The sequence below is a fragment of the Streptomyces sp. NPDC002463 genome (assembly GCF_042889835.1).
In the GTDB taxonomy this organism is placed as follows: domain Bacteria; phylum Actinomycetota; class Actinomycetes; order Streptomycetales; family Streptomycetaceae; genus Streptomyces; species Streptomyces nymphaeiformis.
Map to the genome: position 1 here is coordinate 18,310 of NZ_JBIARL010000016.1, position 23,595 is coordinate 41,904.

Sequence of the window (23,595 nt, forward strand, 5' to 3'; positions counted from 1 at the left end):
CGCGGCGGGCTTGCGGGGTTCACTGCCCGTCGGCCGTCGGGACGGAACCGAGGAGAACGACCGTGTCGCCCTCCTGCAGGACGGTCTCCTGCCTCTCGGTGACCGGGTCCAGCCGCTGGTCGGCCCGTACCACGAAGAGAGGGTCCTGCTCCGCCGGCAGCGGGGCGGAGGCCGGCTGCACCACGAACCGGGCGCCCTGCTCGTACCGCTCCGCCAGGACGTGACGGACGAGGGAACGGCCGAAGAGGATGTCGCCGCCGGTGTAGGGAGCCACCACTCCGTGGCTGTCGTGCGGGGGGCCGACCCGGTAGACGGGCCCCTCGACGTTGTCCTGCATCACGACCGAGGCGAGCGCGTTGAAGTCGTCGTCGTCGGTGGCCAGGAACACGGCCGTCACTCCCTCGAGCCGCGCCCCGGGGTTGATGGCCGTGGCCAGCAGATCGCCCTTGGCCAGGTCGAGCCCCGCCTCCTTGATCCGTTCCCGTTCCTCGTCGAGCCCCGCCCACATCAACACGTCGAGTCCCGCGGACCGCAAGGCCCTTCCCAGGTCGACCACCCACGCCTCCCCGCCCACCAGGAGGATGCGCGTGCCCGCCGGTTTGACGACGCCCAGGCGTCTGGCCATGGGTGCGGCCGTCAGTGAGTAGAGCAGGACGGTTCCCACGATCACCAGGAACGTGACGGGAAGGATCTTCGCGGCCCCGCTCTCCCCCCGCTGGACCAAGCTGGCGGAGAAGGTCGATGCCGTGGCCGCCGCGACGATGCCGCGCGGGTCCATCCACCCGATGAAGGCCCGCTCCCCTCGGCCCAGGCCCGAGCGCGCCGTCGCGACGAAGGCCACGAGCGGCCGCACCACCAGGACGAGGATCGCGATGAGGGCGAGCGCGGGAAGGAGCACCGGCACCAGGGATGCCGGCGTGACGGTGGAGGAGATGGAGACGAAGAGCAGCCCGATGATCAGCTGGACCAGGGTCTCGAAGAAGGGACGCCGAGCCGGCATGTCGAAGCCGCGGATGTTGGCGACGGCCAGGCCCGTGACGATCGCGGCGATGAGCCCCGTGTCGTCCCGCACGATGTCACAGCCCGCAGATACAGCGATCACGGTGGCGAGTTGAGCCAGCGTACCGAGGGTCTCGCCGAGTCGAAGGGTCCGCAGAGTGAACCACAGCAGCGCGGTTCCCACGATCCCGCCGACCAGCCCCACGGCCATGCTGAGGCTGAACTGACCCAGCTGGTATCCCCGGCCGATGTCGACCTGGTGCGTCGTGGCGATGGCGTGGAAGGTGAGCGCGCCGAGGATGCCGCCGATCGGGTCGGTCAGCGTCCCCTCCCAGATCAGGATGCGTCGCACCTTGTCGGTCGGCCGAACGAAGTCGAGCAGGGGACCCACCACGGTGGGACCCGAGACGACGAGGATCACGCCGAGCATCGCGGCCACGCGCAGAGGCATGTCGAACATCGCCGGTGCCACCGCCGCGATGACGAAGAACGTCAGCAGCACGCCGTACAGGAGCAGCCGTCCCACGATCCCCCGGGTGCGGCCGGTGAGCTTGCGCAGGTCGAGCCCCAGGCCGGCGTCGTAGAGGATCACCGCGACGGACAGCGACACCAGGTCGGAGAAGGCCGGCCCCAGCAACTCGTCCGGATTGACGACGTCCGTGATCGCGCCGGCGGCGAACCCGGCCGGTAGCAGGATGATCAGGGCCGGGACGCGCAGCTTGCTCGCCAGGATCTGCGAGCCGGTGGCGAGCACCACCGTCAGGGCGAGTCCGAGAAGGATCTCGTCTTCGGTCACAGCGGCTTCCTTCTTCGGATTCCAGGCGCGAGGGGGACCGGGTGGTCAGCCGCTTGGTGCCGCGTCCTCACCGTCCGTGCCGCTTCCTCTTCGCAGCTCGGCGTCGGTGAGCTCTTCCAGTTCTTTGTGGGTGTCCAGCCAGTAGAGGAAGACGACGGCCGGCACGACGAGCACCAGGGCCACCAGGGTGACGATCGCCAGCCACGTCAGGGTGGCGGGTGCGCCGGCGGCGTCGGCAACGGTCAGCGAGGTGGGGACGAGATAGGGGCGCTGCGCCATGCCCCAGGCGATGACGGCGGACGCGACGACGCCGACCGCCGTGACGCGCACCCACGTGCCCGGCGTCCGCAGGAGCAGCCAGACCGTCGCGAGCGCGGCCACCCCGGCCACGACGACGAAGAGCAGCCCCAGGCCGTGGGTGAGCCCGTGCCAGACGTAGGGGGAGTCCTCATGGGTGACGAAGCCGGTGATCACTGCCAGGACGGTGAGTGCGGCGAGACTGCCCAGCGCCCGCCACCGGAAGTAGCCGACCAGATCGGGCGCATCGAAGCGGCGGGCGTCCCCCGTGAGGAAGACCGCGCCGAGGAGAGCCGTGGTCGCGATGGCGATCAGCCCGAACATGAGGGAGGTGGGGTTGGACCAGGCGTCCACCGAGGCCGTGGTACCGGGGGCCACCCGTCCCGACGCGACCCCGCCGACGGCGGCACCGAGGAAGAACGGCGTGACGACCGAGGCCACGGCGAACACGGCACCGTACAGCCGCCGCCCCGCGAGCCGCCGGGACGGCTTGCGGAACGCGAAACCGGCGCCGCGCAGCACCAGGCCCACGGCGGCCAGCGCCAGGGGGAGCCACATCGCGGAGAACACGGTCTGGAACAGGACGGGGAAGCCGGTCCACATGATGACGAGAACGAAGATCAGCCAGACGTTGTTGACCTCCCATACGGGCGCCATGGCGTGGTCGATGAGCCACCGGGGCCGTCGGCCGCGTTCCGTTCCTCCCGCTGTCAGATCCCAGAAGCCTGCCCCGTAGTCCGTGCCGCCCGCGCAGGCGTACGCAGCCACAGCGAGGAGCAGTACCACGGCGATGAGGTCGGCGGTCACGGACGGCCGTCCTCTGCCCGGGCTCCGCCGCCGGCGGAGCCGTCACCCGCGGGGACGGGGGCCCGCGGCCCGTAGGGGGTGTCCGCCTCCGGCGTGTGGGGTGGCCCGCCGGCAGCCCGTTCCTCGTCGGCGAGTCGCCAGCGCGTGCGCATCTTGAGCAGGATGACGAGGAACGAGCCGAACAGGAACACGTACACCGACATCACCACGCCGAGCATGATCCACAGGGTCGTGGAGTGGGTGGAGGTCACGGCCTCGGCGACCCGCATGTTCTGGTAGACGATCCAGGGCTGACGGCCCACCTCGGTGGCGATCCAACCCGATTCGACGGCCACGACGGAGGCGACGCCCGCACAGGCAGCCGGGCCGTAGAACCACTTCGAGGCGGGAAGCCGACGGTGCCGCAGCCAGACCAGGCCATACCAGAGGGCGAGCAGTACCAGTGCGGACCCGATCAGGACCATGATGTCGAAGGCCCAGTGGGCGATGGTCGCCTGAGTGGCCGTCGGCCGCTGGTCCGCCGGGACGGAGGTGAGTCCCACCACCTTGGTGTTCGGGCTGAATCCGGCCAGGAACGAGTCGAGCAGCGGGATCTTGATGCCTCCCGAGACGGACCCGTCCTCGTGCAGGCGCCCGAAGATGTACTCCGGCACCCGGGTGTCGGTCTCCCAGACGATCTCCATCGCTGCGAACTTCACCGGCTGCTTGTGGAACACCGACCGGGCGATGGAGTCGCCCAGGACGAACTGCACCGGCGTGGCCACCGCGGCGATCGTGAATGGAACGGCGAAACCGAGCCGGTGGTAGTGGTCCCGGCGGCCGCGCAGCCAGCCCACGGCGTAGACACCGGCCACCACGAAGCCCGCGGTGAGAATCATCCCCACGACGAAGTGCCAGTACTGCGGCCCGAACATCGGCGTGAAGATCGCCTTCCAGACGTTCACGTCGACCGGGTTGCCCGCGGAGTCGAGGGAGAAGCCCTGCGGCGTGTTCATCCAGGAGTTGGCGGCCAGGATGCCGAACGCTCCGAGCAGCGCGGCGGCCGGGAGCGGCAGCCCGAGCAGGAAGTGCGTCCGGGGCTTCAGCCGCCGCCACCCGTACAGATAGATGGCGATGAGCACCGCCTCCAGGAAGAACGCCCAGGCCTCGACGCCGAATCCGATGCCGAAGACATCACCCCACCTGCCCATCAGGCCGGGCCAGAGCAGGCCGAACTCGAAGGAGAGCACGGTGCCGGTGACGATGCCGAGCGCGAACTGCACCGCCATGACGGCCGACCAGCGCCGTGCCAGGAGCAGTGCCGTGGCGTCCTTGCGGCGCAGTCCGCGGTAGTGCATGACCAGGGTGATGAAGGGGAAGGCCACGCCCAGGGGTACCAGGATGATGTGGGACGCCAGGGTGAAGGCCATGAGTTCCCGGGCCGGCAGAAGTTGGGCCGGGGCATCCGCCAGCAGGTGGAACGAGGTGGACATACGCACCTTTGCTGTTCGTGACGTCCGGGAGGGGGGGGTCAGCCGCCGGTGGCGAAGCCCGGGAAGAGGGTCATTCCGCCGTCGACGTACAAGGTGGTCCCCACGACGTAGTCCATGAGGTCGGAGGCGAGTGCGACCACGGCGTTCGCGATGTCCTCGGGGTCACCGATCCGGTCGTATGGGATCAGCCTCAGCAGGTCCTCCCGGGCCTCCGCCGTCTCCCAGGCCGCGCGGTTGATCGGCGTCTTGATCGCCCCCGGGGCGACCGCGTTCACCCGGATCTTCTCCGGTGCGAGCTCCTGGGCCAGGGTCTGCATCATCATCTGCACACCGCCCTTGGAGGACGCGTAGTTGACGTGGCCCGACCACGGGATGATCTGGTGCACCGAACTCATGCAGATGATCTTCCCGGCGGCGCGGGACACCTCGGAGACGACGCCGCGGCGCCGGAATTCCTTGGCCGCCTCCCGGGCGCACAGGAACTGACCGGTGAGATTGACGTCGATGACCTTCTGCCACTGGGCGAGCGTCATGTCGGTGAGCCGGGCGTCCCGCTGCAGTCCCGCGTTGGCCACCAGGACGTCGATGGTCCCGAACTCCTCGACCATCCGGTCCATCATGGCCGTGACCTGGTCCTCCTGGGACACGTCGGCCTCGTAGGCGGCCGCGCGCACCCCGAACGAGGCGATCTCCTTGACCACTTCCTCGGCTGCGTCACGGCCGGCGACGTAGTTCACGACCACGTCGGCGCCGGCTCGGCCCAGACCGATGGCCGTGGCCTTGCCGATGCCCGAATTGGCCCCGGTGACCAGTGCCTTCTGGCCCTGCAGCAGACGTGCGGGGATCACACCCTGCGATGTCTCCACGGTGGAACCCATGTTGCCCTGCCTCCTCGCTGCGCGACCGCGCCCCGCCCGGCTGCTGCCGGGCGGGCATGGAGGTCACGCAATCACCGACCTCGGCGGGCGGCATGGGGGGAGAACCGCTGTTGGGCCGTTAGGCCGGTTATCTTCGTCCGATCGGCCCAACGGCTCCTGGGCTCAGCCCAGCCGATCCAAGAGGTGGTCTCCGACCCGGAGGGCATTGGCGATGGCCGTCAACGACGGGTTGACCGCGCCGATGCTCGGGAAGAAGCTCGTGTCGACGACGTAGAGGTTGTCGAGGTCGTGGGCCTTGCAGTTGACGTCCAGCGCGGAGGCGGCGGGGTCGGTGCCGAAGCGTACGGTGCCCGCCTGGTGCGCCGTCGCACCGATCGGCATGCCCTTGTGCAGATAGATGCTGTGGGACAGCAGATGGTGCTCGTGCATGCCCAGGTGGCCGAGCATGCCCTGCAGCTTGTGGCGCAGCCGCTTCAGGCCTTCGACGTTGTTCTTCTCGTCGAGGGCGAGGTGGATGCGGGCGTCACCGTCGAGGGTGACCCGGTTGTCGGCAAGTGGCAGGTCCTCGCTGCACAGCCAGAAGTCGACGGCGTGGTGCGCCAGCACCTCGAACGGCATGTCCGGTGTGACCGCACCGGCCCAACGAGGCGCCTCGCCGTGGATCTGCTCGGCGTCCGACTTGCCCAGCATCTGGATGCCACCGAGCGGGTAGTCCCAGTCGTCCGCCCCGAGGTACCAGTCGTGCAGGGCCAGAGTCTTCTGGAACCGGGTGTCGTTGGGCTCCTTCGACACCGCCATCAGGGCCAGGTTGTTGTGCCGCATGTAGAAGCGGCCGACCACGTCGGAGCTGTTAGCGAGACCGTTCGGATGGTGCTCGTTCGCCGAGGCCAGGAGCAGCGCGGCGGAGTTGACCGCCCCGCAGGAGACGACGACCACGTCCGCCGTGAACCGGACCTCCGAGCCGTCGGGCAGCCGGCCGACGACCGCGCTGACAGTGCGTCCGCTCGCATCGGTCTCCAGGCGGACCACCTGCGTGTCCGTGACCATCTCGACGCCGGGATGCCGCAGGGCCGGCTCCACGCAGATGACCTCGGCGTCCGACTTGCCGCGTACCAGGCACGGAAAGCCGTCCACCCGGTCGCACCGGATGCAGACACTGGAGTGGGTGGCCCGCCCGCCGTTCTCCTGGCTCAGATCGACGCCGATCGGCAGATGGAAGGGGTGCAGACCGCGCTTCTCGAGGTCGTCGCTCAACTGCTGGATGCGCGGCTCGTGTTCCACGGGCGGATGGGCGTACTGGGCGCTCGCCGCGCCCTCGGTCGGATCCTCGCCGTGCCGTCCGTGCACGAGGTAGAGGTGCTCGGCCTGCGTGTAGTACGGCTCCAGATCCTCGTACCGGATCGGCCAGGCGGGGGAGAGGCCGCCGTGATGACGGAGCTCACCGAAGTCCTCGGGCCGCAGCCGGAAGAGGGCGGCGCCGTAGAACTTGGTGTTTCCGCCGACGTAGTAGTTGACCTCGGGCGGGAACTCGCTGCCGTGCTTGTCCAGCCAGAACTCCGGCGCCCGGTACTTGCCCTTGACGAACACGGCCGTCGAGTCCCAGTTGTCCCGCTCGCGCGGCAGGTAGCCGCCGCGTTCGACGAGGAGTACGCGTTTGCCGGACGGCGCGAGCCGATGGGCGAGGGTGCCACCGCCGGCGCCGGTACCGATGATGATGACGTCGTAATGAGGGGCGTCGCCCACGGCGACCACCGTCCTTGTGATCATGGCCCTGAACTGGCCTCGGGCCCGTTTTCCCGCTGTGCGGGGCCGAGCGTCCCACCCGTTCGAACGTATCCGCCCGCCCCCTGAACGGCGACCGGAGCGGCGGTCGCCGACCGGCCCCGTCGGTCACAGCACCGCGATCGGGTTCACCGGTGAGCCCGTGGCTCCGGGCAGCCGCAGTGGGGCGACCGCACACAGGAAACTCCATCGCCCCGCCTGCGCGCAGACCGGGGCCAGGTCCTCGAACTGCAGGTAGTCCATCAGATGGATGCCCATGGCATGGACGGCCAGGACATGCACGGGGAAGGAGATGCCCTGCACCGTGCTGGGCGCGGTGTCGTTGTTGCCGTCTCCGCCCAGGACGGCGACCTTCCGCTCGGCCAGGAACCCCAGGGCGGTCGGGTGGAGGCCGGCCCGAGCCGTCGCCGCGTTCCACGGTCCGAGTTCCGTACGGCGGAGGCGATGCCCGACCCGTACGAACAACAGGTCCCCCGGTCCGACGCGGACCCCTTGCGCGGCCTCGGCGGCCGTCAGATCGTCCGACGTCACCTGCTCGCCCGGTTCCAGCCAGGGCACGCCGTGCAGCCGCGGGATGTCCAGCAGCACGCCCCGACCGACGAGGCCGTCCGCGACCAGGTCCACGGAGAGCGCACGGGCACCCTCGGGCGTCACGCTGCTCGCGGGCACCCCGCCGTACAGCTCCCCGTCGAACACCACGTGGCAGAGCGCGTCGAGATGGCTGTCCGCGTCCCCGTGCACGTTCATGGCGAAGCGGTCGGTGGCGAAGTGCAGCCCCTCCGCACCGAGGTCGTCCGGGGCAGGCCCGGTCATCCGGTGCACCGCGGGCTCGGGGTCGTCGGGGCCCGGCACCGTCTCGATCGGAGCGGCCAGCGACACCGTACGTCCGAGGCGGACCTCCGCGACGGCGGCCACGACCCGCTCGGGCGTCACATGGCGGAGTGCGCCGGGCCGACCGTCCATCGTCGGCCGCGCGGATTCGCGCCGCAGCCGCTCGTAGAGCGCCCGGAACTCGTGCGCGGGCATATCGGGACCCGGCACTGCCGAGGGCTGTGCGGTCGGGGTCATGGCGGCCCCCAGGGGCTGAGGCCCCACCGGAGCACATGCGTGGCGCCCGGCTCGAGGACGGTGAGATCCGTGCCGCTGCGAAAGGCGTCCGGGGGACAGGACATGGCCTCCACGGCGACACCACGCCGCCGCCTCTCGGGTTCCGCCAGTGTGTCGCCCGTGTACACCTGTACGTACCGGGTGCCTTCGCCGAGCCACAGATCGACACCCCGCAGCCCGGATGGGTGCGCCAGGCGCACGACGGCCCGGCCGTCGGGGCCGCGGCCGAGTCCGGTGAAGGCCGTGTCAAGCCGCAGATCGCCGATGGGGCGGGCGGTGCGGAAGTCGTACGCGGTCCCGTCGACCGGCTCCTGGCCGATCGGCAGCCCCCGGTCGTCGGTGCGGATCAGGTACCGGGCGGGGACGGTCAGGAGCGCGGTGTCGACGAAGTCGGTGCCGACGGCCAGATAGGGGTGCTGCCCCACTCCGTAAGGTGCCGGTCCCGTACCGGCGTTGGTGGCGAAGACGGCGGTCTCGAGCCCGTCGGGGCCGAGCCGGTACTCCGCGCAGACCTCGAGGAGGAAGGGATATCCGGGCTGAGGGCAGAGCGTCGTGCCGACCCGGACCGCGTCGTCGGTACGGGCCAGCAGCCTCCACAGGGACCAGCGAAGCAGCCCGTGGATCGCGTTGTCCTTCTCCGGTTCCGTCAGGGGGAGTTGGTGGTCCCGGTCGCCGAAGCGGTAGCGTCCGCCGCCCACGCGGTTCGGCCAGGGCGCGAGCAGCTGCCCCCGTCCGCCCGTGATGGCGGACCCCGCGGAGAACCCGTCGAGCAGCGGTCGGCCGTTCACGGCGTACTCGCGCAGGGCGCCGCCCAGCTGGACCACTGTCACACTCTGCTCTCCGTGGACCAGGCGCCACGACGCGCCTGTCGGACTGGGGGACGCGTCGCGCACGGCAGTGTGGACGGCCTGCTCCGTGACGGACCCGGACGGTGGCCTCCCGGAGTCGGCTTCCCGACGCATCAGCGAGAGCACCGATGCGACGACGGCCTCCGGAGGCTGATCGATCTCCACCGCCAACGGGTGTTCGTCGGGCTCAGGCTCCTGCAGATCCGCGAGCTGGGTCTCCAACAGGCCCGCCGGGAAGAAGTGACCGTTCCGCGCGGCCAGCCGGGAGGCCAGCAGCTCGCGCGTGCCGTGCAGGTACACGAGAAGAACGTCGGGGCGCCCTGCCAGCAGCTTGTCCCGGTAGGCACGCTTGAGCGCGGAGCAGGTGACGACGGCCTGCCGACCAGCCGCGATCGCCCCGTCCATCCACTCCCCGATGGCTTCGAGCCACGGCTCCCGATCGTCGTCCGTGAGGGCATGGCCGGCCGCCATCTTGGCGCGGTCGGCCTCGGAGTGGAACTCGTCCGCATCCCGGTACGCCCAGCCCAGCCGATCGGCGAGGAGCTGCCCCACCGTCGACTTGCCCGACCCGGCGACGCCGACGACGAGCACCAGCTGCGGAAGTTCCCCTGTCGCTGTTTCGTGTGCCATGGGTGTCGGTCCCGGCCGTCAGTCCTTCATCAACAGGGCAGCGCCGGTGAGCGCGATCAGAATGCCCAGGATGAGGTGGATCCAGCCCCAGCCGGTGAGGTTGAGCTCGTAGACGTAGTTGCGAGTGGCCAGGAACACGTCGTCCTTGGGGATGGCCGAAATGCCTCCGAGCAGCATCATGATGCCGTTGAAGATCATGATGACGGCGGCAAACACCAGCCAACCGCTGCTGTGCGTGTCCGCCTGCCGACCGGGTGAGCTCGTGCGGGTCGTCATGCCAGGCTCCTCCATGTCGTCCGGCCGGTCCGCCGAGACGTCTCCGTCCGGTGGAACGCATACATCCCATCTGACCCCCGCCGTCCTCCGGGCGCACGTCGGCAAGGCGAGGAGACCGGTGGCGCCGCGACCCCTCCGGCGGGGCTGGAAGCCCGCCTCCACGAGTCAGCGACATGTCAGTGGCATGGGGTTGACACCGCAGGACGCCCACCCGGGGCTCGTCATGTTCCGTCCGGAATCCCACGATTCACGGCTGGCAAGCCTTTGCCATGGCGAGGACTTGCCGTCGTGAGGCCTTCACGACGTCGTTCACCGGTCGATAGACCCATGGCATGTACTCCCCCTCTCATGCTTCCGCCTTCCGGCGCAGGTGCTGGCGGCTGATCTCGGTTGCCACCGCGGTGCCGCTGCTGGCGTCGGGGCTTGCGGTCCTGCAAGCGCCCGCACAAGCCACTCCGAGCAAGCCCACCGTTCCCGCCAAGCCCTCGGCGACCCACAAGGTCACCCTGGTCACCGGCGACGTCGTCACCGTCACCACGACGGCCGACGGCAAGCAGATCGCCGAGGTCGACCGGCCCGACAGCGCCGTCGGTGGCGTGAAGCTCCAGGAGATCAAGGGCGACCTCTTCGTCATCCCGGACGAGGCGGCGCCGCTACTGGGCACGGACAAGCTGGACCGACGGCTGTTCAACGTCACCGACCTGATCGAGATGGGCTACGACGACGCGAAGTCGGCCGCGGTACCGCTGATCGCGACGTACACCCAGCCGAAGTCCCGTGCGGCCGTCGAGCCCACGGCCCCCCGGGGCAGCGAGCTGACCCGAAAGCTCAAGGGCATCCGAGGCGCCGCGCTCAGCACCGAGAAGCGTCAGACCCGCACCTTCTGGAACACCGTCGCGCCGCAGGGCAGCCCGTCGCTGGGCGCGGGCGTGGCGAAGCTGTGGCTCGATGGTCGCGTGAAGGCCAGTCTGAAGGAGAGCGTTCCGCTGATCGGCGCGCCCGAGGCCTGGGCGGCCGGCTACGACGGCAAGGGCGTCAAGGTCGCGGTGCTCGACACCGGTATCGACGTCAACCACCCCGACTTCGCCGGCCTGATCGACGGCACGGCGAGCTTCGTGCCGGGTGAGGACGTCACCGACGTCAACGGGCACGGCTCGCATGTCGCCGGCACGATCGTCGGCTCGGGCGCCGCCTCCGGGGGCGACTACAAGGGCGTCGCCCCCGGCGCCGACCTGTACGTCGGCAAGGTGCTCGGCGGCGCCGAGGGCTACGGTCAGGACTCCTGGGTCATGGCCGGCATGCAGTGGGCCGCCGAATCCGGCGCGGACGTCGTCAACATGAGCCTCGGCGACTCCTACCCGACGGACGGCAGCGACCCGATGTCGCAGACGGTCGACGCGCTGTCCGCCCGGTACGGCACGCTGTTCGTCATAGCCGCCGGCAACTCCGGCCCGGAGAGCATCTCCGCCCCGGGCGCGGCCGCCTCGGCGCTGACCGTGGCCGCCACGGACAAGCAGGACCGGCTCGCGTCCTTCTCCAGTACCGGCCCGCTGGCCTACTCCGGCGGCATGAAGCCGGACATCGCGGCGCCCGGCGTGGACATCACCGCTGCTCGCTCGCAGGAGATGACCGGCGGTGGTGAGGGCCTCTACCGCACCATCAGCGGCACCTCGATGGCCACCCCGCATGTGGTCGGTGCGGCGGCGATCCTGGCCCAGCAGCACCCGGACTGGACCGGCGCGCAGCTCAAGGAACACCTGATGAGTACCGCCAGGGGTCTGGACGGCGGGTACTCGCCGTACGAGGTCGGCACCGGCCGTGTCGACGTGGCCGCCGCCGTGCGCACCACGGTCCGCGGCACCGGATCGCTCTTCTTCGGCAACTACACATGGCCGCACGAGCCGAGCGACGGCGCCGTCACCAAGGACCTGACCTTCACCAACACCGGCTCCGCCGACGTCACGCTGAACCTGGCGCTGAGCGACGGCGGCGGCCCGTTCACGCTGGGAGCCACTACGGTCACCGTCCCGGCGGGTGGCACCGCCGCCGTCCCGGTGACCGGTGACCCGCAGGCCGCATCGGCCGGCCGGCACGTCGGCTATGTGACAGCCACCGACGCGGCCACCGGGCAGCCGATGACCCGCACGTCCGTGGCGCTGCTCAAGGAGGAGGAGCGCTACGACCTGAACATCAAGCTGGTCGGACGGGACGGCAAGCCCGGCGCCGGCTGGGTCACGATCAACCTGGCCGGCGACTTCTGGCCGTGGCAGGTCTACGTCGACGGCTCGACCACCATGCGCATGGCACCCGGCCTGTACACCGTCGCGGGGTACCTCGACGTGGCCGGCGAGAAGGCGGACCGCTCGGGTCTGGCCGTGCTGGTCGACCCGGAGACCGTGCTCGAGGACGGCGCCGCGGACGTGTTGCTCGACGCGAGCAAGGCACGGTTGCTGCAGACCGAGGCGCCGCAGCGCGCCGAGGACCGCCAGCGCAAGGTCGACTTCAACGTCCACTACAAGGACCTCGACCCGTTCACGGACTACCGCAGCGCGTACGTGCTGCCGCCGACGTACGACGACGTCTACGTCGCGCCGACGGAGCCGATGAAGCAGGGCGAGTTCATGCTGACCACCCGGTGGCGCAAGGGCGAGCCGCAGCTCAGCCTGAGCACGATGGGCGGTCGACTCCGGTTCGAGGCACTGGTGCAGGCGGGCAGTGCCCTGGGCACGGCCAAGGACACGCTGGACGCCGTCTACGCGGGCAACGGTGCGACGGCCGCATACGAGCGGGTCAAGGCCAAGGGCAAGGTCGTCGTCATCGAGCGCAGCGACGAGGTCTCACCCCAGGAGCGCACCGAGGCCGCGGTCGCGGCCGGTGCGAAGGCGCTGATCGTGGTCAACGACGGTGTCGGTCCCCTGATGGAGTACGTCGGGGAGTCGGCCATCCCGGTCGCCACGGTGCACCGCGACGCGGGCAAGGCCCTCGTCTCGACGGCCGAGGCCGGCAGCTTCAAGCTGACCGTGAAGCAGACCGAGTACACGCCGTTCGTCTACGACCTCACCCGGGAGTACCCCGGCCAGGTTCCGGACCGTGCCCTGGTCTACAAGCCGACCAAGGACGACCTCGCCCGGATCGACGCCCGCTACTACTCGGCCACGGCGGGCCGGCCGGCGGAGGGCTACCGGTCCGACTTCACCCTCAGCCCGTCGTTCAACTTCCCCGAGCGCGAGTGGCACCCGGGCACCCGCACCGAATGGGTGACTCCGGGCCAGGTCTGGAGGGAGTTCCACGCGCAGGGCGTCGACGGCGGCCTGCCGTGGGTGATGGTGTCGGGCGACAACACGTACACCAAGGGCAGCACCACCCGATTGGACTGGTTCGCTCCGGTGACCAGGCCCGGCCAGAGCGAGTCGTTCGGCGTGTACAACTCCCGCTGGCGGAACTACATGACCTGGAACGTGCAGGCGTGGGCCTCCTCCAGCGACAGAATGCGGCTGGGCGGCTACCTGCCGTGGGGTGGGACGCCGACCCACCTGCAGGTCCTCCAGGGCGACAAGCTGATCCACGACAACCCGAACAGCACGGACATGCAGTGGATCGAGGTGCCGGAGGGCAACCTGCCCTACCGCGCCGTCCTGGACGCGGAGCGGCCCGCTGACGTCTTCCGGCTGTCGACGCGCACCCACACCGAATGGACGTTCATGTCCGACACCGTCGACTCGGACCTCTTCGAGCCGTTCCCGGTGCTGAACCTGGACTACAAGCTGGAGTCGGACCTGCACGGCGACGTCAAGGCCGACGCGACCCGGCAGATCGCGCTCAAGCCGGTGTCGATGGGCCGAGGCACCGTGCCGGGCACCGTCACCACGGTGAAGCTGGACGTCTCGTACGACGACGGCGCCACCTGGCAGAAGGTGACCGTGACCAAGGGCGCCGACGGCTACTGGACGGGTTCGTTCAGGACGGCCAGGAAGTCCGGCGGCTTCATCTCGGTCCGCGCGAGCGCCGGGACGGACAGCGGCTTCGGCGTCAAGAACGAGATCATCCGGGCGTACGGCCTGCGATGAACCGCACTGCCGGGCCCCGGGGAGGTGACTTCCCGGGGCCCTTCCCCCCGCACCTGCTCCCATCAGGGACTATTCAGGGTCTGCCGCCGTGGCGCATACTCTCCCCGCTGCGGAAAGCGGAGGAGAGTCGGTCGCCGATGTTGGATGTTCTGGGCCTCGAACCCGATGACGAGCGCGTCTACCGGGCGCTGCTCGGACGCCCGGACTCCACCGCGATCCTGTTGTCCGACCAGCTCGACCTGCCGCACGCCCATGTCGACAAGGCCTTGTCCCGCCTGGTCGAGTGGGGACTCGTGACCAGGTCGGCGGACGAGCAGTTCACCGCCGCACCGCCGGCCATGGCGCTCGGCGCTCTCATCAGCCAGCGCCGCGACGGGCTGCGGATGGCCGAGCACGCCCTGGTGACCTTCGCCGAGGAACACCGGGCGGCGATGACCGGGAGCAGCATCAGCGATCTCATCGAGGTCGTCACGGGCGTCGACGCCATCCGCCATCGCTTCCTCCAGGTACAGCAGGCAGCCCGTACGCAGGTCCGCTCCTTCATCACCGCACCGTTCGTCGCCCTGCCGCCCGACGAGAACACGGCCGAACCCATGGCCATCGGCCGCGGCGTGCAGTTCCGGGCAGTACTGGACCGGGCCGTGCTGGCAGAGCCGGGCATCCTCGACGACGCGATCGATTCCCTGCGCAAGGGGGTGCAACTGCGTGTCGCCGACCAGCTGCCGATGAAGCTCGTGCTGGCCGACGCCGACCTCGGCCTTGTCCCGCTCGCGGTCACACCGGACGGGGAGCCCGGCGCCGCGCTGCTGCACCGCAGCGGACTGCTGGACGCGCTGGACGCTCTGTTCGAGACGGTATGGCGCAGTGCCGACCCGCTCGCGCTGTCGGCCGCGGTCGGAGGATCCGAACCCACCGTCGAGGTCGGTCAGCAAGGCCCGACCGAGCTCGACCGCAGGATCCTCGCGCTGCTCCTGGCCGGTCTCACGGACTTGGCGGCCGCGACACAACTCGGTCTGTCACCGCGCACGCTGCACAGGCGCCTGCGCCATCTCATGGACCTGGCCGGTGTCCGGACCCGGATGCAGCTCGGCGCCTGCGCGGTGCGAAACGGCTGGGCGGAGCCCCTTCGGGCGTGATGGGCAAGCGCCGGCGCGCGCCGCGGGAGACCGTGCGGGCCGACGTGGTCGTCCCGACGACTCGTCAGGCGAGGACGTTGACGGCGCGGGCGACCACGAGCCCGAGAATGAGCAGGGAGACGAGGGACTGAACGCCCATGGTGATCTTGGCCCAGGGTGCCAGGGGCATGACGTCGGTGGGGCTGAAGGCGGTGGCGTTGGTGAGCGCGAGGTAGAGGGAGAAGGCGAGGAGGGTGCGGTGCAGGCCCACACCGTGCCGCCGGTCTGCAGCAGGCTGATGGCGGAGTCGGTCTCCTTCCCGGCATGGAGGATGTCGTCGACCAGTTGAACGGTCGACCAGACGGCGCTGAGGGCCAGAACTCCCACCAGAGCGATCGACATGCTCCGCAGGGCGGCCGAGCGCCGGCAGAAGCAGTCCCTCGACGGCAGGGATGACCCAGCGAGGCGCCAGACGGAGGCCGTCGGGGAGCAGGAGGCTCAGCCCCATGGCGGCGACGACGGCCGCCGCCATCGGCCATCGGGCCTCGCCGAGGCTCTCGTTCGGGCTCGGGCTTCGGTTGGCTCGGGAGTGCGTCCGGTCACGATGGCGGCCCTTACGGTCGGGTGCGGAGTGAATGGCGCTGTCCAGCCCTCGGAAGGTACGGCCGGCCGGTGGGGGAGGCGTTGCTACGGGACCGCATGCCGACTCTGCAGGCGGCTGCCCGGACGGTCAAGCAGGCCACGCCCGTGAAGCCTTGCCGGTCCGTTCGAAGGCGCACCGCCGCTTACGCCTGCATCGGCTTCACCGAGGCCCGGCCAGGCGATCCCGGGCGCCACCAGCCATCTCTTCAGCCTGGCCGTGTCTGCCCGGGTCTGCAGTCCGGTCAAAGCAACGGTCCAGATGCAGTACACGGAGCGATCCCGCTGCCCGAGCTCGAACCGGCCGGGCCGTCCCGGTATCTGTCCGTGGGCGACCGCAGTCCGCATCGCCGACCGGCTGCGGGAGACGACCTCGCTCCGGACGATCGCGGCCGAGCCGGGCCGCAGACCTCCACCGTCAGTCGGGAGATCCGGCGCAACCGCACCGCCACGGCTCGGTCGGTCTTCCGGTGGCGGTGGTGGGCAGGACGTCACGGAACTCCACGAGGCGTGGGTACTTGTGGCCGACCATCCTCTCCTTGCACCAGGCGATGAGTTCGTCCTCGGTGAGGGCGGATCCGGGGGATGCAGGCCTTGATCTCTTCGCCGTAGGCGCTCGTGGGGGATGCCGATGACCGCCGCCATGCTCACCGCCGGGTGGGTGAGCAGTACTTCTTCGATCTCTCGGGGTAGGCGTCGAAGCCGCCCTGGTGATCGAGTCCTCGGCGCGGTCGACGATGTAGAACCATCCGCCGGCGTCCCGGCGTCCCGGCGTCCCGGCGGGCCAGGTCGCCGGTGTGGAACCACCCGTCGCGCATGGCGTTGGCGGTCGCCTCGGTCCGGTGGTGGTAGCCCTACATGACGTTGTGACCGCGTATGACGATTTCGCCGACGGCGTCGGGGCGCACGTCCTCGGCGCGGACGGAGAAGGTGGCGATCGGGCTGGTCTCCGACAGGCCGTACCCCTCGCGGATGGCGACCGAGAACCGCTCGGCGAAGCGGCGGTGGTTCTCCGCCAGCGGTGAGACGCCGCCGGAGACGGCGATCCGCATGTTCTTGGTGATCTGCAGGAGGTCGACGGCGGAGACGTCTTCGTCGAGCAGGGCCCAGTACATGGTGGGCACGTCGGCATCTCGTTCTGGCTGCACTCCGGTGCGGACCCGGATGAATCCGCTCGCCGCGCGGGTCAGAGCATCGAGGTCCTCTTCCGCGGCTACGCCAAGTTCCTGGACGGCGTCGGGGAGCAGCCAACCGCCTCATCGAGTAGTCCATGGAGCAGTGGGACAGTGTCGGCCGGGGCCAGGCGCCTGTGCGGTGAGTCGGTGGTTTGGCCCGTGACTGGTCCGGAAGTGCTGGTCAGGGACGGGACACCGGTGAGAGGAACTGGGAGTTTCCACGCGTATACGGCCCGCCCTGGGGGTGAGCCAGAGGCGCCTGACGGGCGAAAGCGCAGGTCAGGCCCCTCTCTTCATGCCGCTAGAAGAAACCGAGCTTCTTCGGCGAGTAGGACACCAGCAGATTCTTCGTCTGCTGGCGGTACAGCAGTTGCACCCATGATGACCTGGGAGAACGGCCAGTTGCGGCACTCGCTGGAGGAGGGTGGTCCGGAAATGGTCCGGATCTTGGTGCACGCGGTGGCGGGGAGAGGTGGGATCCGAGTGCGGTGAGACGGCGAGGGGAAGATCGGGAGCGGGTGCGGAGTCGACCTGCCGATGCCCCCCATGCCGACTTCGTGCTCCTGGCCCGGACCCTCGCCGATCGCGACTGCGTCGGCGGTGCACGTCGTCCCCGGGCGGCTCCGACTGAGCGGCCTGATCGGGCGAGGTGGGGCGGCAAGCCGTCGTGGCGTCGCTCACGAACTCCCGGCGGAGACTCGGACGCGCCGGGCTCCGGCGGGCCCTGGGCCCGGGGCCGACGGTCACCGTGCGCGGGCCGTGCGATGCCTGGTCGCGCTCGTGTCCGGTGGCGCGGAGGAGCCACGAGCAGGCGCGGACGCGGGCGGCGGACTTGTCGGAAGTCGCTGGGGTGGGGGCCGTACGGGACGGGCCCGAGGCCGTCGAGCTCCCGGTCCGAGGTGAGGGGACGGTCCTTCCTTCACGGTGTGCTCCCCCTCCTGGTGAGCAGCGACCGGTACCAGTGGTAGGACGCCTTGGGGGTGCGCCGCCCGGTCGGGAAGTCGACGTGGACCAGCCCGAAGCGTCTGCTGTACCCGTAGGCCCACTCGAAGTTGTCCAGGAGGGACCAGACGCTGTATCCGCGCACGTCCACGCCCTCCGCCAACGCCTCGGCGACCGCGTGGAGGTGGCTGTCCAGGTAGGCGATGCGGTCGGTGTCGTGCACGCTGCCGTCGGGGGTGGGGGCGTCGTGTTCGGCGGAGCCGTTCTCGGTGATGTGGATCGGCGGAAGGTCCGTGCCGTAGCGGTCGCGGAGCGAGACGAGGAGTTTCTGGAGGGCACCGGGGACGACGGGCCAGCCCATGGCGGTGTGACGGAACCCGGGGACGGGGACGGCCTCGAAGCGGTTGTCCATCGCGGTGCGGCGGGTGGGGTCGGGTTCGCGCCAGGGGGCGGCGCGCACCGTGGACGGCGTGTAGTAGTTGATGCCCAGGAAGTCCATCGGGGCCGATATGAGGGCGAGGTCACCTTCGCGGCGGAAGTCCTGGCGCTCGATCAGCTCGCCCCAGGTGTCCGCTTCGGCGGCGGCGTAACGTCCTTTGAGCAACGGGTCGGTCCACATCAGGTTGCGCTGCGTCTCGGCGCGAAGGGCGGCGGTCACATCAGCGGCCGCCGGGGTGGCCGGGGAGATGTGGTCGAGGTTGAGCGCGATGCCCGCCTCCTGGACGCCGACGGCGCGCAGCGCCTCCATGGCCAGGCCGTGACCGATCAGCAGATGGTGGGCCGCGGCCAGCGCCGGCGTACCCTCACGCGCTCCCGGGGCGTGCTCGCCGGCGGCGTATCCCAGGAAGGCGCTGCACCACGGCTCGTTGAGGGTGATCCAGCGGGGTACCCGGTCGTGGAGCCGCGTCGCGACCAGCTCCGTGTACTCGGCGAAGCGCTGGGCGGTGGCCCGCGAGCGCCATCCGCCCGTGTCCTCCAGGGCCTGGGGGAGGTCCCAGTGGTAGAGCGTCACGACCGGTGTGACTCCGGCGTCCAGCAGGTCGTCGACCAGGCGTTCGTAGAAGTCGAGCCCTCGCGGGTTCACCGGGCCTTCGCCGGACGGCTGGATCCGCGGCCAGGCGACGGAGAAGCGGTATGTGGCCACTCCGAGGTCCGCGAGCAGGGCGACGTCCTCCCGGTGCCGGTGGTAGTGGTCGCAGGCGGTGTCGCCGCTGCTGCCGTCCAGAACGGTGCCGCCGCGCCGGGCGAAGGCGTCCCAGATCGACGGTCCCCGTCCGTCCTCCCCCGTCGCGCCCTCGATCTGGTACGCGGAGGTGGCGGCGCCGAACTCGAAGTCGGGCGGAAAGGCCGCGGGGTCAGTCATGAAAGGGGACGTCCTTCGAACGGGAGACATGAAATCGGCTGCGGGAAAGCAGAGCCGAGCATGAGGCGATTCAGCGGTTCCGTCCAGGGCCCGAAGGCGAAATGGGCTCGGGTTTTACTAAACAAGAACTTAACTGAACCAGTTAACTGGACAACGTTGTCATGCTGCGCCCAGAGTGTGGTGCACATTTCCCTGTCCGCGCTTACGGAAGGCTCGACGCGATGGTGTACGGAGCATTCGACATCGGGGGTACGAAGATCGCCGGCGCCCTGATCGACGGCGAGGGCCGTCTGGTCGCCCGGTCCCAGCGAGCCACTCCCGCCCACGGTTCCACGCCGGAGCTCATGGCCGAGGTGTCCGCCGTCATGGAGGAACTGTCCGCCCACCCGGAGTGGGCCGCCCTCTCCTGCCTGGGCATCGGCAGCGCGGGGCCCGTCGACACCGTCGCGGGCACGGTCAGTCCGGTCAACATCCCGGCCTGGCGCTCCTTTCCGCTCGTTGACCGGGTGCGGGAGCACCCGCGGTTGCCGTCCGGGATCCGGCCCGTCCTCGTGGGCGACGCCGTGGCGATGGCCGCGGCCGAACACTGGACGGGAGCCGCGAGGGGGGTGGACAACGCGCTCTGCATGGTCGTCTCCACCGGGGTGGGCGGCGGGCTGATCCTCAACGGCGCTCTCCATGCGGGCCGCTCGGGAAACGCGGGTCACATCGGCCACATCACCGTGGAGCAGGACGGTCCCCTCTGCCCCTGCGGCGCGCGCGGCTGCGTCGAGCGCTTCGCCAGCGGCACCGCCATCGCTGCCCATGCCCTGGAGGCCGGGTGGACCCCACCGCCCGGCGTCGCCCCGACGGCCGCCGAGGTCGCGAACGCGGCCCGCGCGGGGGACCCGAGGGCCCGTGCCGCCTTCGACCGGGCGGGCCGTGCCCTGGCCGCGGGCATCGCGGCCACGACGGCGCTGGTCGAACTCGAGCTCGTGGTCGTGGGCGGTGGTGTCGCGCAGTCCGGCGAGACGCTCTTCGGTCCGCTCCGCCGCCACCTCGCCGACTACGCGGTCCTGGACTTCACCCGCGACGTCCCGGTGGTGCCGGCGGGCCTCGCGCTCGACGCCGGGCTGATCGGGGCGGCCGCGGTCGCCGCCGCGTCGGCCGGTCTGTCCCGCGCGGGCGCCGGTACCACCGTCAACCGCGCACCCCGTCCGTGACCCATCCGGAAAGAGAGCTCGTGGACCTCCTCTCCAACACCGTTCAGCCCTACGCCTGGGGCTCCCGCACCGCGATTCCGAACCTCATGGGAACGCCGCCCACCGGCGAGCCCCAGGCGGAGTTGTGGATGGGAGCCCATCCCGCCGCACCGTCCCGGGTCGACCGCGGGCACGGGCCGCTGCCCCTGGACCGGGTGATCGGCTCGGACCCGGCGACGGAACTCGGCACGCCCACCCTGCGCCGGTTCGGGCCCCGGCTGCCGTTCCTGCTGAAACTGCTCGCCGCCGACGCCTCGCTCTCCTTGCAGGTCCACCCCGATCCCGCCCAAGCCGAAGCGGGCTTCGCGCTGGAGAACGCCCTGGGGGTGCCCCTGGACGCTCCGCACCGCACCTACCGGGATCCCCACCACAAGCCCGAGATGATCGTCGCCCTCACCCGGTTCCACGGGCTGTGCGGTTTCCGAAGCGTCCGGCAGTGCGCCGATCTTCTGGACGCCCTTGCCGTACCTGCCCTTCGTCCCCATGCCGAGGTACTGAGGACCCGGCCGGAGGAGATCGCCCTCGCGGAGGTCTTCACCGCCTTCCTCAGCCCGCCCGAAGGGCTTCTCGACACCGTCACGGAAGCCGTCACGGCAGCCGCCGCGCACGTCGGCCCGCACCAGAAGGACTTCCTCTGCTACGCGGAGGTCGCCCGGGTACACCCGGGCGACCCGGGGCTGCTGGCCGCCCTGATGCTGCGCCGCGTCGAACTGGGTCCGGGAGAGGCTCTGTTCCTCGGCGCCGGCGTCCCGCACGCGTACCTCTCCGGCCTCGGCGTGGAGATCATGGCGAACTCCGACAGCGTCCTGCGCTGCGGACTGACGTCGAAACACGTCGACGCGGCCGAGCTGGTGCGCGTGGTCCGCTTCAGCGCCCTGCCCAGCCGTGTGCTCACGCCCAGGGAGCGGGCGGGTGAAGAGGTCTATCCGGTCCCCGTCGACGACTTCCGGCTGTCGCGGTTCCGGCTCCGCGGTGCGGAGCGGCCGCGCCCGCTTCCCGCCGGAGTGCCGCAGATCGTCCTGTGCGTCGAGGGTGCGGTGCGGGTGACCTCGGTGGCGGCAGGCGACATCCTGCGGATCGGACCGGGGCAGTCCCTCTACGTCCCCGCGGCCGAGGCGGTCTCCCTGGCGGGGGAGGGGATCGTCTTCCGCGCCACGGTCGGAATCGAGGTCGCGTCCGGCGCAACTCAGGGGCCACGCGAAGAGGACAAGGTGACTTAACCGGTTAGGTTAAGCCTATTGTTTTCCGGCCTTCTTCTCCTCTAGCCTCATCATCGGTCGCCGGGCGTCTCGCGAATCCGCCACGCCACCGCCGCGCGGGGACATCCCCCGCCGGTCGGCGCACTTTCTCCCCCTGCTCGGTAAGTGCCGCAGAAACACACCGGGCAGGGGAATCCACCGGCCCATCCTCGCGTCCTCGACGCGTCGCTCCGCAGGGCCGGCAGCACCGCACCCTCCATGTCAGGCAAGCCCGCACGCCACGGCACCGCGCCCCGGCATGCGCGCGACCGAGTTGGGAGCACCACATGAACAGGACAATGGCCACCGCGGCGGGAGCGCTGCTCGCCCTCGCCGCCGCGACGATCACCGCGCCCGCCGCGGCCCACGCGGCCGACACCTCGACCACCGGCTTCCACGTCGCCGACGGCCGACTCCTCGACGCCAACGGCCAGGACTTCGTCTTCCGCGGGGTCAACCACGCCCACGCCTGGTACCCCGGCAGGACCGGTCAGGCCCTCACCGACCTCAAGGCGCTCGGCGCCAACTCGGCCCGGATCGTGTTCAGCACGGGCGACCGGTGGACGAAGAACGGCGCCGTCGACGTCGCGAACATCGTCACCCAGTGCAAGGCCAACAAGCTGGTCTGCGTCCTCGAGGCCCACGACACCACCGGCTACGGCGAACAGAGCGGAGCCGTTTCCCTCGCCAAGGCGGTCGACTACTGGCTGGAGGTCGCCGGCGCGGTCAAGGGCCAGGAGAAGTACGTCGTCATCAACCTCGGCAACGAGCCGCACGGCAACACCGGTTACAGCGCCTGGACCGAGGACACCAAGAACGCCGTCACCCGGCTGCGCGCCGCCGGTTTCCACCACACCCTCATGGCGGACGCCCCCAACTGGGGCCAGGACTGGTCGAACACCATGCGGGACAGCGCGCCCGCCGTCTTCGCCGCCGACCCGGAACGCAACACCGTCTTCTCCATCCACATGTACGGCGTCTATGACACCGCCGCCGAGGTCCAGGCGTACCTGAACAGCTTCGTCAACCGGAAACTCCCGCTGGTGGTGGGCGAGTTCGGCAACGACCACTCGGACGGCAACCCGGACGAGGACGCCATCATGGCCACCGCCCGGCAGCTGAACCTCGGCTACCTGGGCTGGTCGTGGAGCGGCAACGGCGGGGGAGTGGAATACCTCGACCTCGCCACCGACTTCGACGCGAGCCGGCTCACGCCCTGGGGGCAGCGCCTGTTCAACGGCGCCGACGGCATCCGGCAGACTTCGCGCGAGGCGAGCGTCTACGGAGGGACCGGCGGCGACACCCAGGCGCCGACCACCCCCGGCGCTCCCGCCGCGTCCGAGGTGACCGCCACCGGGGCCCGGCTGACCTGGACCGCCTCCACCGATGACACCGGCGTCTCCGGCTACGACGTCGTCCGCGTCAACGGCTCGGCGGAGACCCCCGTCACCACCACGACGGGCACGAGCGCCACGCTCACCGGTCTGACACCCTCCACGGCCTACACCTTCGCCGTGTACGCCCGCGACGCCGCCGGCAACCGCTCCCCGCGCTCCGTCGCCCTCACCCTCACCACCGCGGCGGGACCGTCCGCCGGAGGCTGCGCCGTCGCCTACCGGCTGCAGGACTGGGGCACCGGTTTCAATGCCGACGTCACCATCCGCAACACCGGAACCCAGGCCGTCAAGGGCTGGCGGCTCGACTTCGCCTTCCCGGGCGGCCAGACGGTGACCTCCGCCTGGAACGCCAAGGTCGCCCAGGAGGGCAACCAGGTGCACGCCACGCACGAGTCCTGGACCGAGACCATCCCGGCCGGCGGCAGCGTGAGCTTCGGCCTGAGCGCCTCGTCCACCGGCGGCAACGCCGTCCCCGCCACCTTCACCCTCAACGGCGCCACCTGCGACAAGAGTTGATTGGCCTCAC

At 70.4% G+C, this 23,595-nt stretch carries 15 protein-coding genes and 1 pseudogene; 5 read left to right on the forward strand and 11 right to left on the reverse strand.

Annotated elements, in window-relative coordinates; all coding sequences use genetic code 11:
* Positions 1 to 19 precede the first annotated feature (19 nt).
* From ACFYX3_RS29000 to ACFYX3_RS29035, 8 genes and pseudogenes are all read right to left on the reverse strand, one after another.
* Entirely contained in the window at positions 20 to 1,795 is a 1,776-nt protein-coding gene (locus ACFYX3_RS29000; RefSeq protein WP_389019296.1) for a cation:proton antiporter, read from the reverse strand.
* A gap of 45 nt (positions 1,796 to 1,840) precedes the next feature.
* Positions 1,841 to 2,899 carry a cytochrome d ubiquinol oxidase subunit II gene (locus tag ACFYX3_RS29005; protein WP_389019299.1) on the reverse strand — a complete coding sequence of 353 codons (1,059 nt, stop codon included), beginning with the start codon at positions 2,897 to 2,899 and terminating at the stop codon, positions 1,841 to 1,843.
* Positions 2,896 to 4,371, reverse strand: coding sequence for a cytochrome ubiquinol oxidase subunit I (locus ACFYX3_RS29010; RefSeq protein WP_389019302.1), 1,476 nt, complete (start codon positions 4,369 to 4,371; stop codon positions 2,896 to 2,898). Before ACFYX3_RS29010 ends, ACFYX3_RS29005 begins: the two co-directional genes overlap by 4 nt.
* A 38-nt stretch (positions 4,372 to 4,409) precedes the next feature.
* Positions 4,410 to 5,249 carry an SDR family oxidoreductase gene (locus ACFYX3_RS29015; RefSeq protein WP_389019305.1) on the reverse strand — a complete coding sequence of 280 codons (840 nt, stop codon included), beginning with the start codon at positions 5,247 to 5,249 and terminating at the stop codon, positions 4,410 to 4,412.
* Positions 5,250 to 5,411: 162 nt separating this feature from the next.
* On the reverse strand, positions 5,412 to 7,016 hold the full coding sequence (locus tag ACFYX3_RS29020) for a GMC oxidoreductase (protein WP_389019308.1): 1,605 nt from the start codon (positions 7,014 to 7,016) through the stop codon (positions 5,412 to 5,414).
* 123 nt (positions 7,017 to 7,139) lie between these two features.
* Positions 7,140 to 8,057, reverse strand: a complete 918-nt coding sequence (locus ACFYX3_RS29025) for a cyclase family protein (RefSeq protein WP_389019753.1) — start codon at positions 8,055 to 8,057, stop codon at positions 7,140 to 7,142.
* Between the two features lie 38 nt (positions 8,058 to 8,095).
* On the reverse strand, positions 8,096 to 9,616 hold the full coding sequence (locus tag ACFYX3_RS29030) for a gluconokinase, GntK/IdnK-type (protein ID WP_389019312.1): 1,521 nt from the start codon (positions 9,614 to 9,616) through the stop codon (positions 8,096 to 8,098).
* A 33-nt stretch (positions 9,617 to 9,649) separates the two neighbouring features.
* Positions 9,650 to 9,892, reverse strand: a pseudogene (locus tag ACFYX3_RS29035) (hypothetical protein); the annotation flags it as partial.
* Between the two features lie 332 nt (positions 9,893 to 10,224).
* Between ACFYX3_RS29035 and ACFYX3_RS29040 the strand changes: the two are divergent.
* On the forward strand, positions 10,225 to 13,959 hold the full coding sequence (locus ACFYX3_RS29040; RefSeq protein WP_389019315.1) for a S8 family serine peptidase: 3,735 nt from the start codon (positions 10,225 to 10,227) through the stop codon (positions 13,957 to 13,959).
* Positions 13,960 to 14,096: 137 nt separating this feature from the next.
* A complete protein-coding gene (locus ACFYX3_RS29045) occupies positions 14,097 to 15,095 on the forward strand; it encodes a helix-turn-helix domain-containing protein (RefSeq protein ID WP_389019318.1) in 999 nt (332 codons plus the stop codon).
* A gap of 64 nt (positions 15,096 to 15,159) precedes the next feature.
* Here the strand turns inward: ACFYX3_RS29045 and ACFYX3_RS29050 are convergent, their stop codons facing one another.
* From ACFYX3_RS29050 to ACFYX3_RS29060, 3 genes are all read right to left on the reverse strand, one after another.
* Positions 15,160 to 15,345: a hypothetical protein gene (locus tag ACFYX3_RS29050; RefSeq protein ID WP_389019321.1), complete on the reverse strand. Its 186-nt coding sequence runs from the start codon at positions 15,343 to 15,345 to the stop codon at positions 15,160 to 15,162.
* Positions 15,346 to 16,567: 1,222 nt separating this feature from the next.
* The gene (locus tag ACFYX3_RS29055; protein WP_389019324.1) at positions 16,568 to 16,837 is read right to left on the reverse strand and encodes a hypothetical protein; all 270 of its coding nucleotides are present in this window, start codon (positions 16,835 to 16,837) and stop codon (positions 16,568 to 16,570) included.
* Between the two features lie 970 nt (positions 16,838 to 17,807).
* Positions 17,808 to 19,193, reverse strand: a complete 1,386-nt coding sequence (locus ACFYX3_RS29060) for a GH1 family beta-glucosidase (RefSeq protein ID WP_389019327.1) — start codon at positions 19,191 to 19,193, stop codon at positions 17,808 to 17,810.
* Positions 19,194 to 19,414: 221 nt separating this feature from the next.
* Here ACFYX3_RS29060 and ACFYX3_RS29065 point away from each other — a divergent pair, with 221 nt between their 5' ends.
* The 3 genes from ACFYX3_RS29065 to ACFYX3_RS29075 all read left to right on the forward strand — a co-directional run bounded on the left by ACFYX3_RS29065 (position 19,415) and on the right by ACFYX3_RS29075 (position 23,585).
* Complete coding sequence (locus ACFYX3_RS29065; protein ID WP_389019331.1) at positions 19,415 to 20,395, forward strand: ROK family protein; 981 nt, start codon at positions 19,415 to 19,417, stop codon at positions 20,393 to 20,395.
* A gap of 20 nt (positions 20,396 to 20,415) precedes the next feature.
* A complete protein-coding gene (manA, locus tag ACFYX3_RS29070; RefSeq protein ID WP_389019336.1) occupies positions 20,416 to 21,654 on the forward strand; it encodes a mannose-6-phosphate isomerase, class I in 1,239 nt (412 codons plus the stop codon).
* A 305-nt stretch (positions 21,655 to 21,959) separates the two neighbouring features.
* Positions 21,960 to 23,585: a cellulase family glycosylhydrolase gene (locus ACFYX3_RS29075; protein ID WP_389019339.1), complete on the forward strand. Its 1,626-nt coding sequence runs from the start codon at positions 21,960 to 21,962 to the stop codon at positions 23,583 to 23,585.
* The last annotated feature ends 10 nt before the right edge of the window (positions 23,586 to 23,595 follow it).

Bases quoted from the DNA above. Each gene is read 5' to 3' on its own strand.
- ACFYX3_RS29040 (WP_389019315.1), top strand. From the start codon at position 10,225: ATGTACTCCCCCTCTCATGCTTCCGCCTTCCGGCGCAGGTGCTGGCGG.
- ACFYX3_RS29060 (WP_389019327.1), bottom strand. From the start codon at position 19,193: ATGACTGACCCCGCGGCCTTTCCGCCCGACTTCGAGTTCGGCGCCGCC.
- ACFYX3_RS29020 (WP_389019308.1), bottom strand. From the start codon at position 7,016: ATGATCACAAGGACGGTGGTCGCCGTGGGCGACGCCCCTCATTACGAC.
- ACFYX3_RS29025 (WP_389019753.1), bottom strand. From the start codon at position 8,057: ATGCCCGCGCACGAGTTCCGGGCGCTCTACGAGCGGCTGCGGCGCGAA.
- ACFYX3_RS29075 (WP_389019339.1), top strand. From the start codon at position 21,960: ATGAACAGGACAATGGCCACCGCGGCGGGAGCGCTGCTCGCCCTCGCC.
- ACFYX3_RS29015 (WP_389019305.1), bottom strand. From the start codon at position 5,249: ATGGGTTCCACCGTGGAGACATCGCAGGGTGTGATCCCCGCACGTCTG.
- ACFYX3_RS29045 (WP_389019318.1), top strand. From the start codon at position 14,097: ATGTTGGATGTTCTGGGCCTCGAACCCGATGACGAGCGCGTCTACCGG.
- ACFYX3_RS29030 (WP_389019312.1), bottom strand. From the start codon at position 9,616: ATGGCACACGAAACAGCGACAGGGGAACTTCCGCAGCTGGTGCTCGTC.
- ACFYX3_RS29065 (WP_389019331.1), top strand. From the start codon at position 19,415: ATGGTGTACGGAGCATTCGACATCGGGGGTACGAAGATCGCCGGCGCC.
- ACFYX3_RS29010 (WP_389019302.1), bottom strand. From the start codon at position 4,371: ATGTCCACCTCGTTCCACCTGCTGGCGGATGCCCCGGCCCAACTTCTG.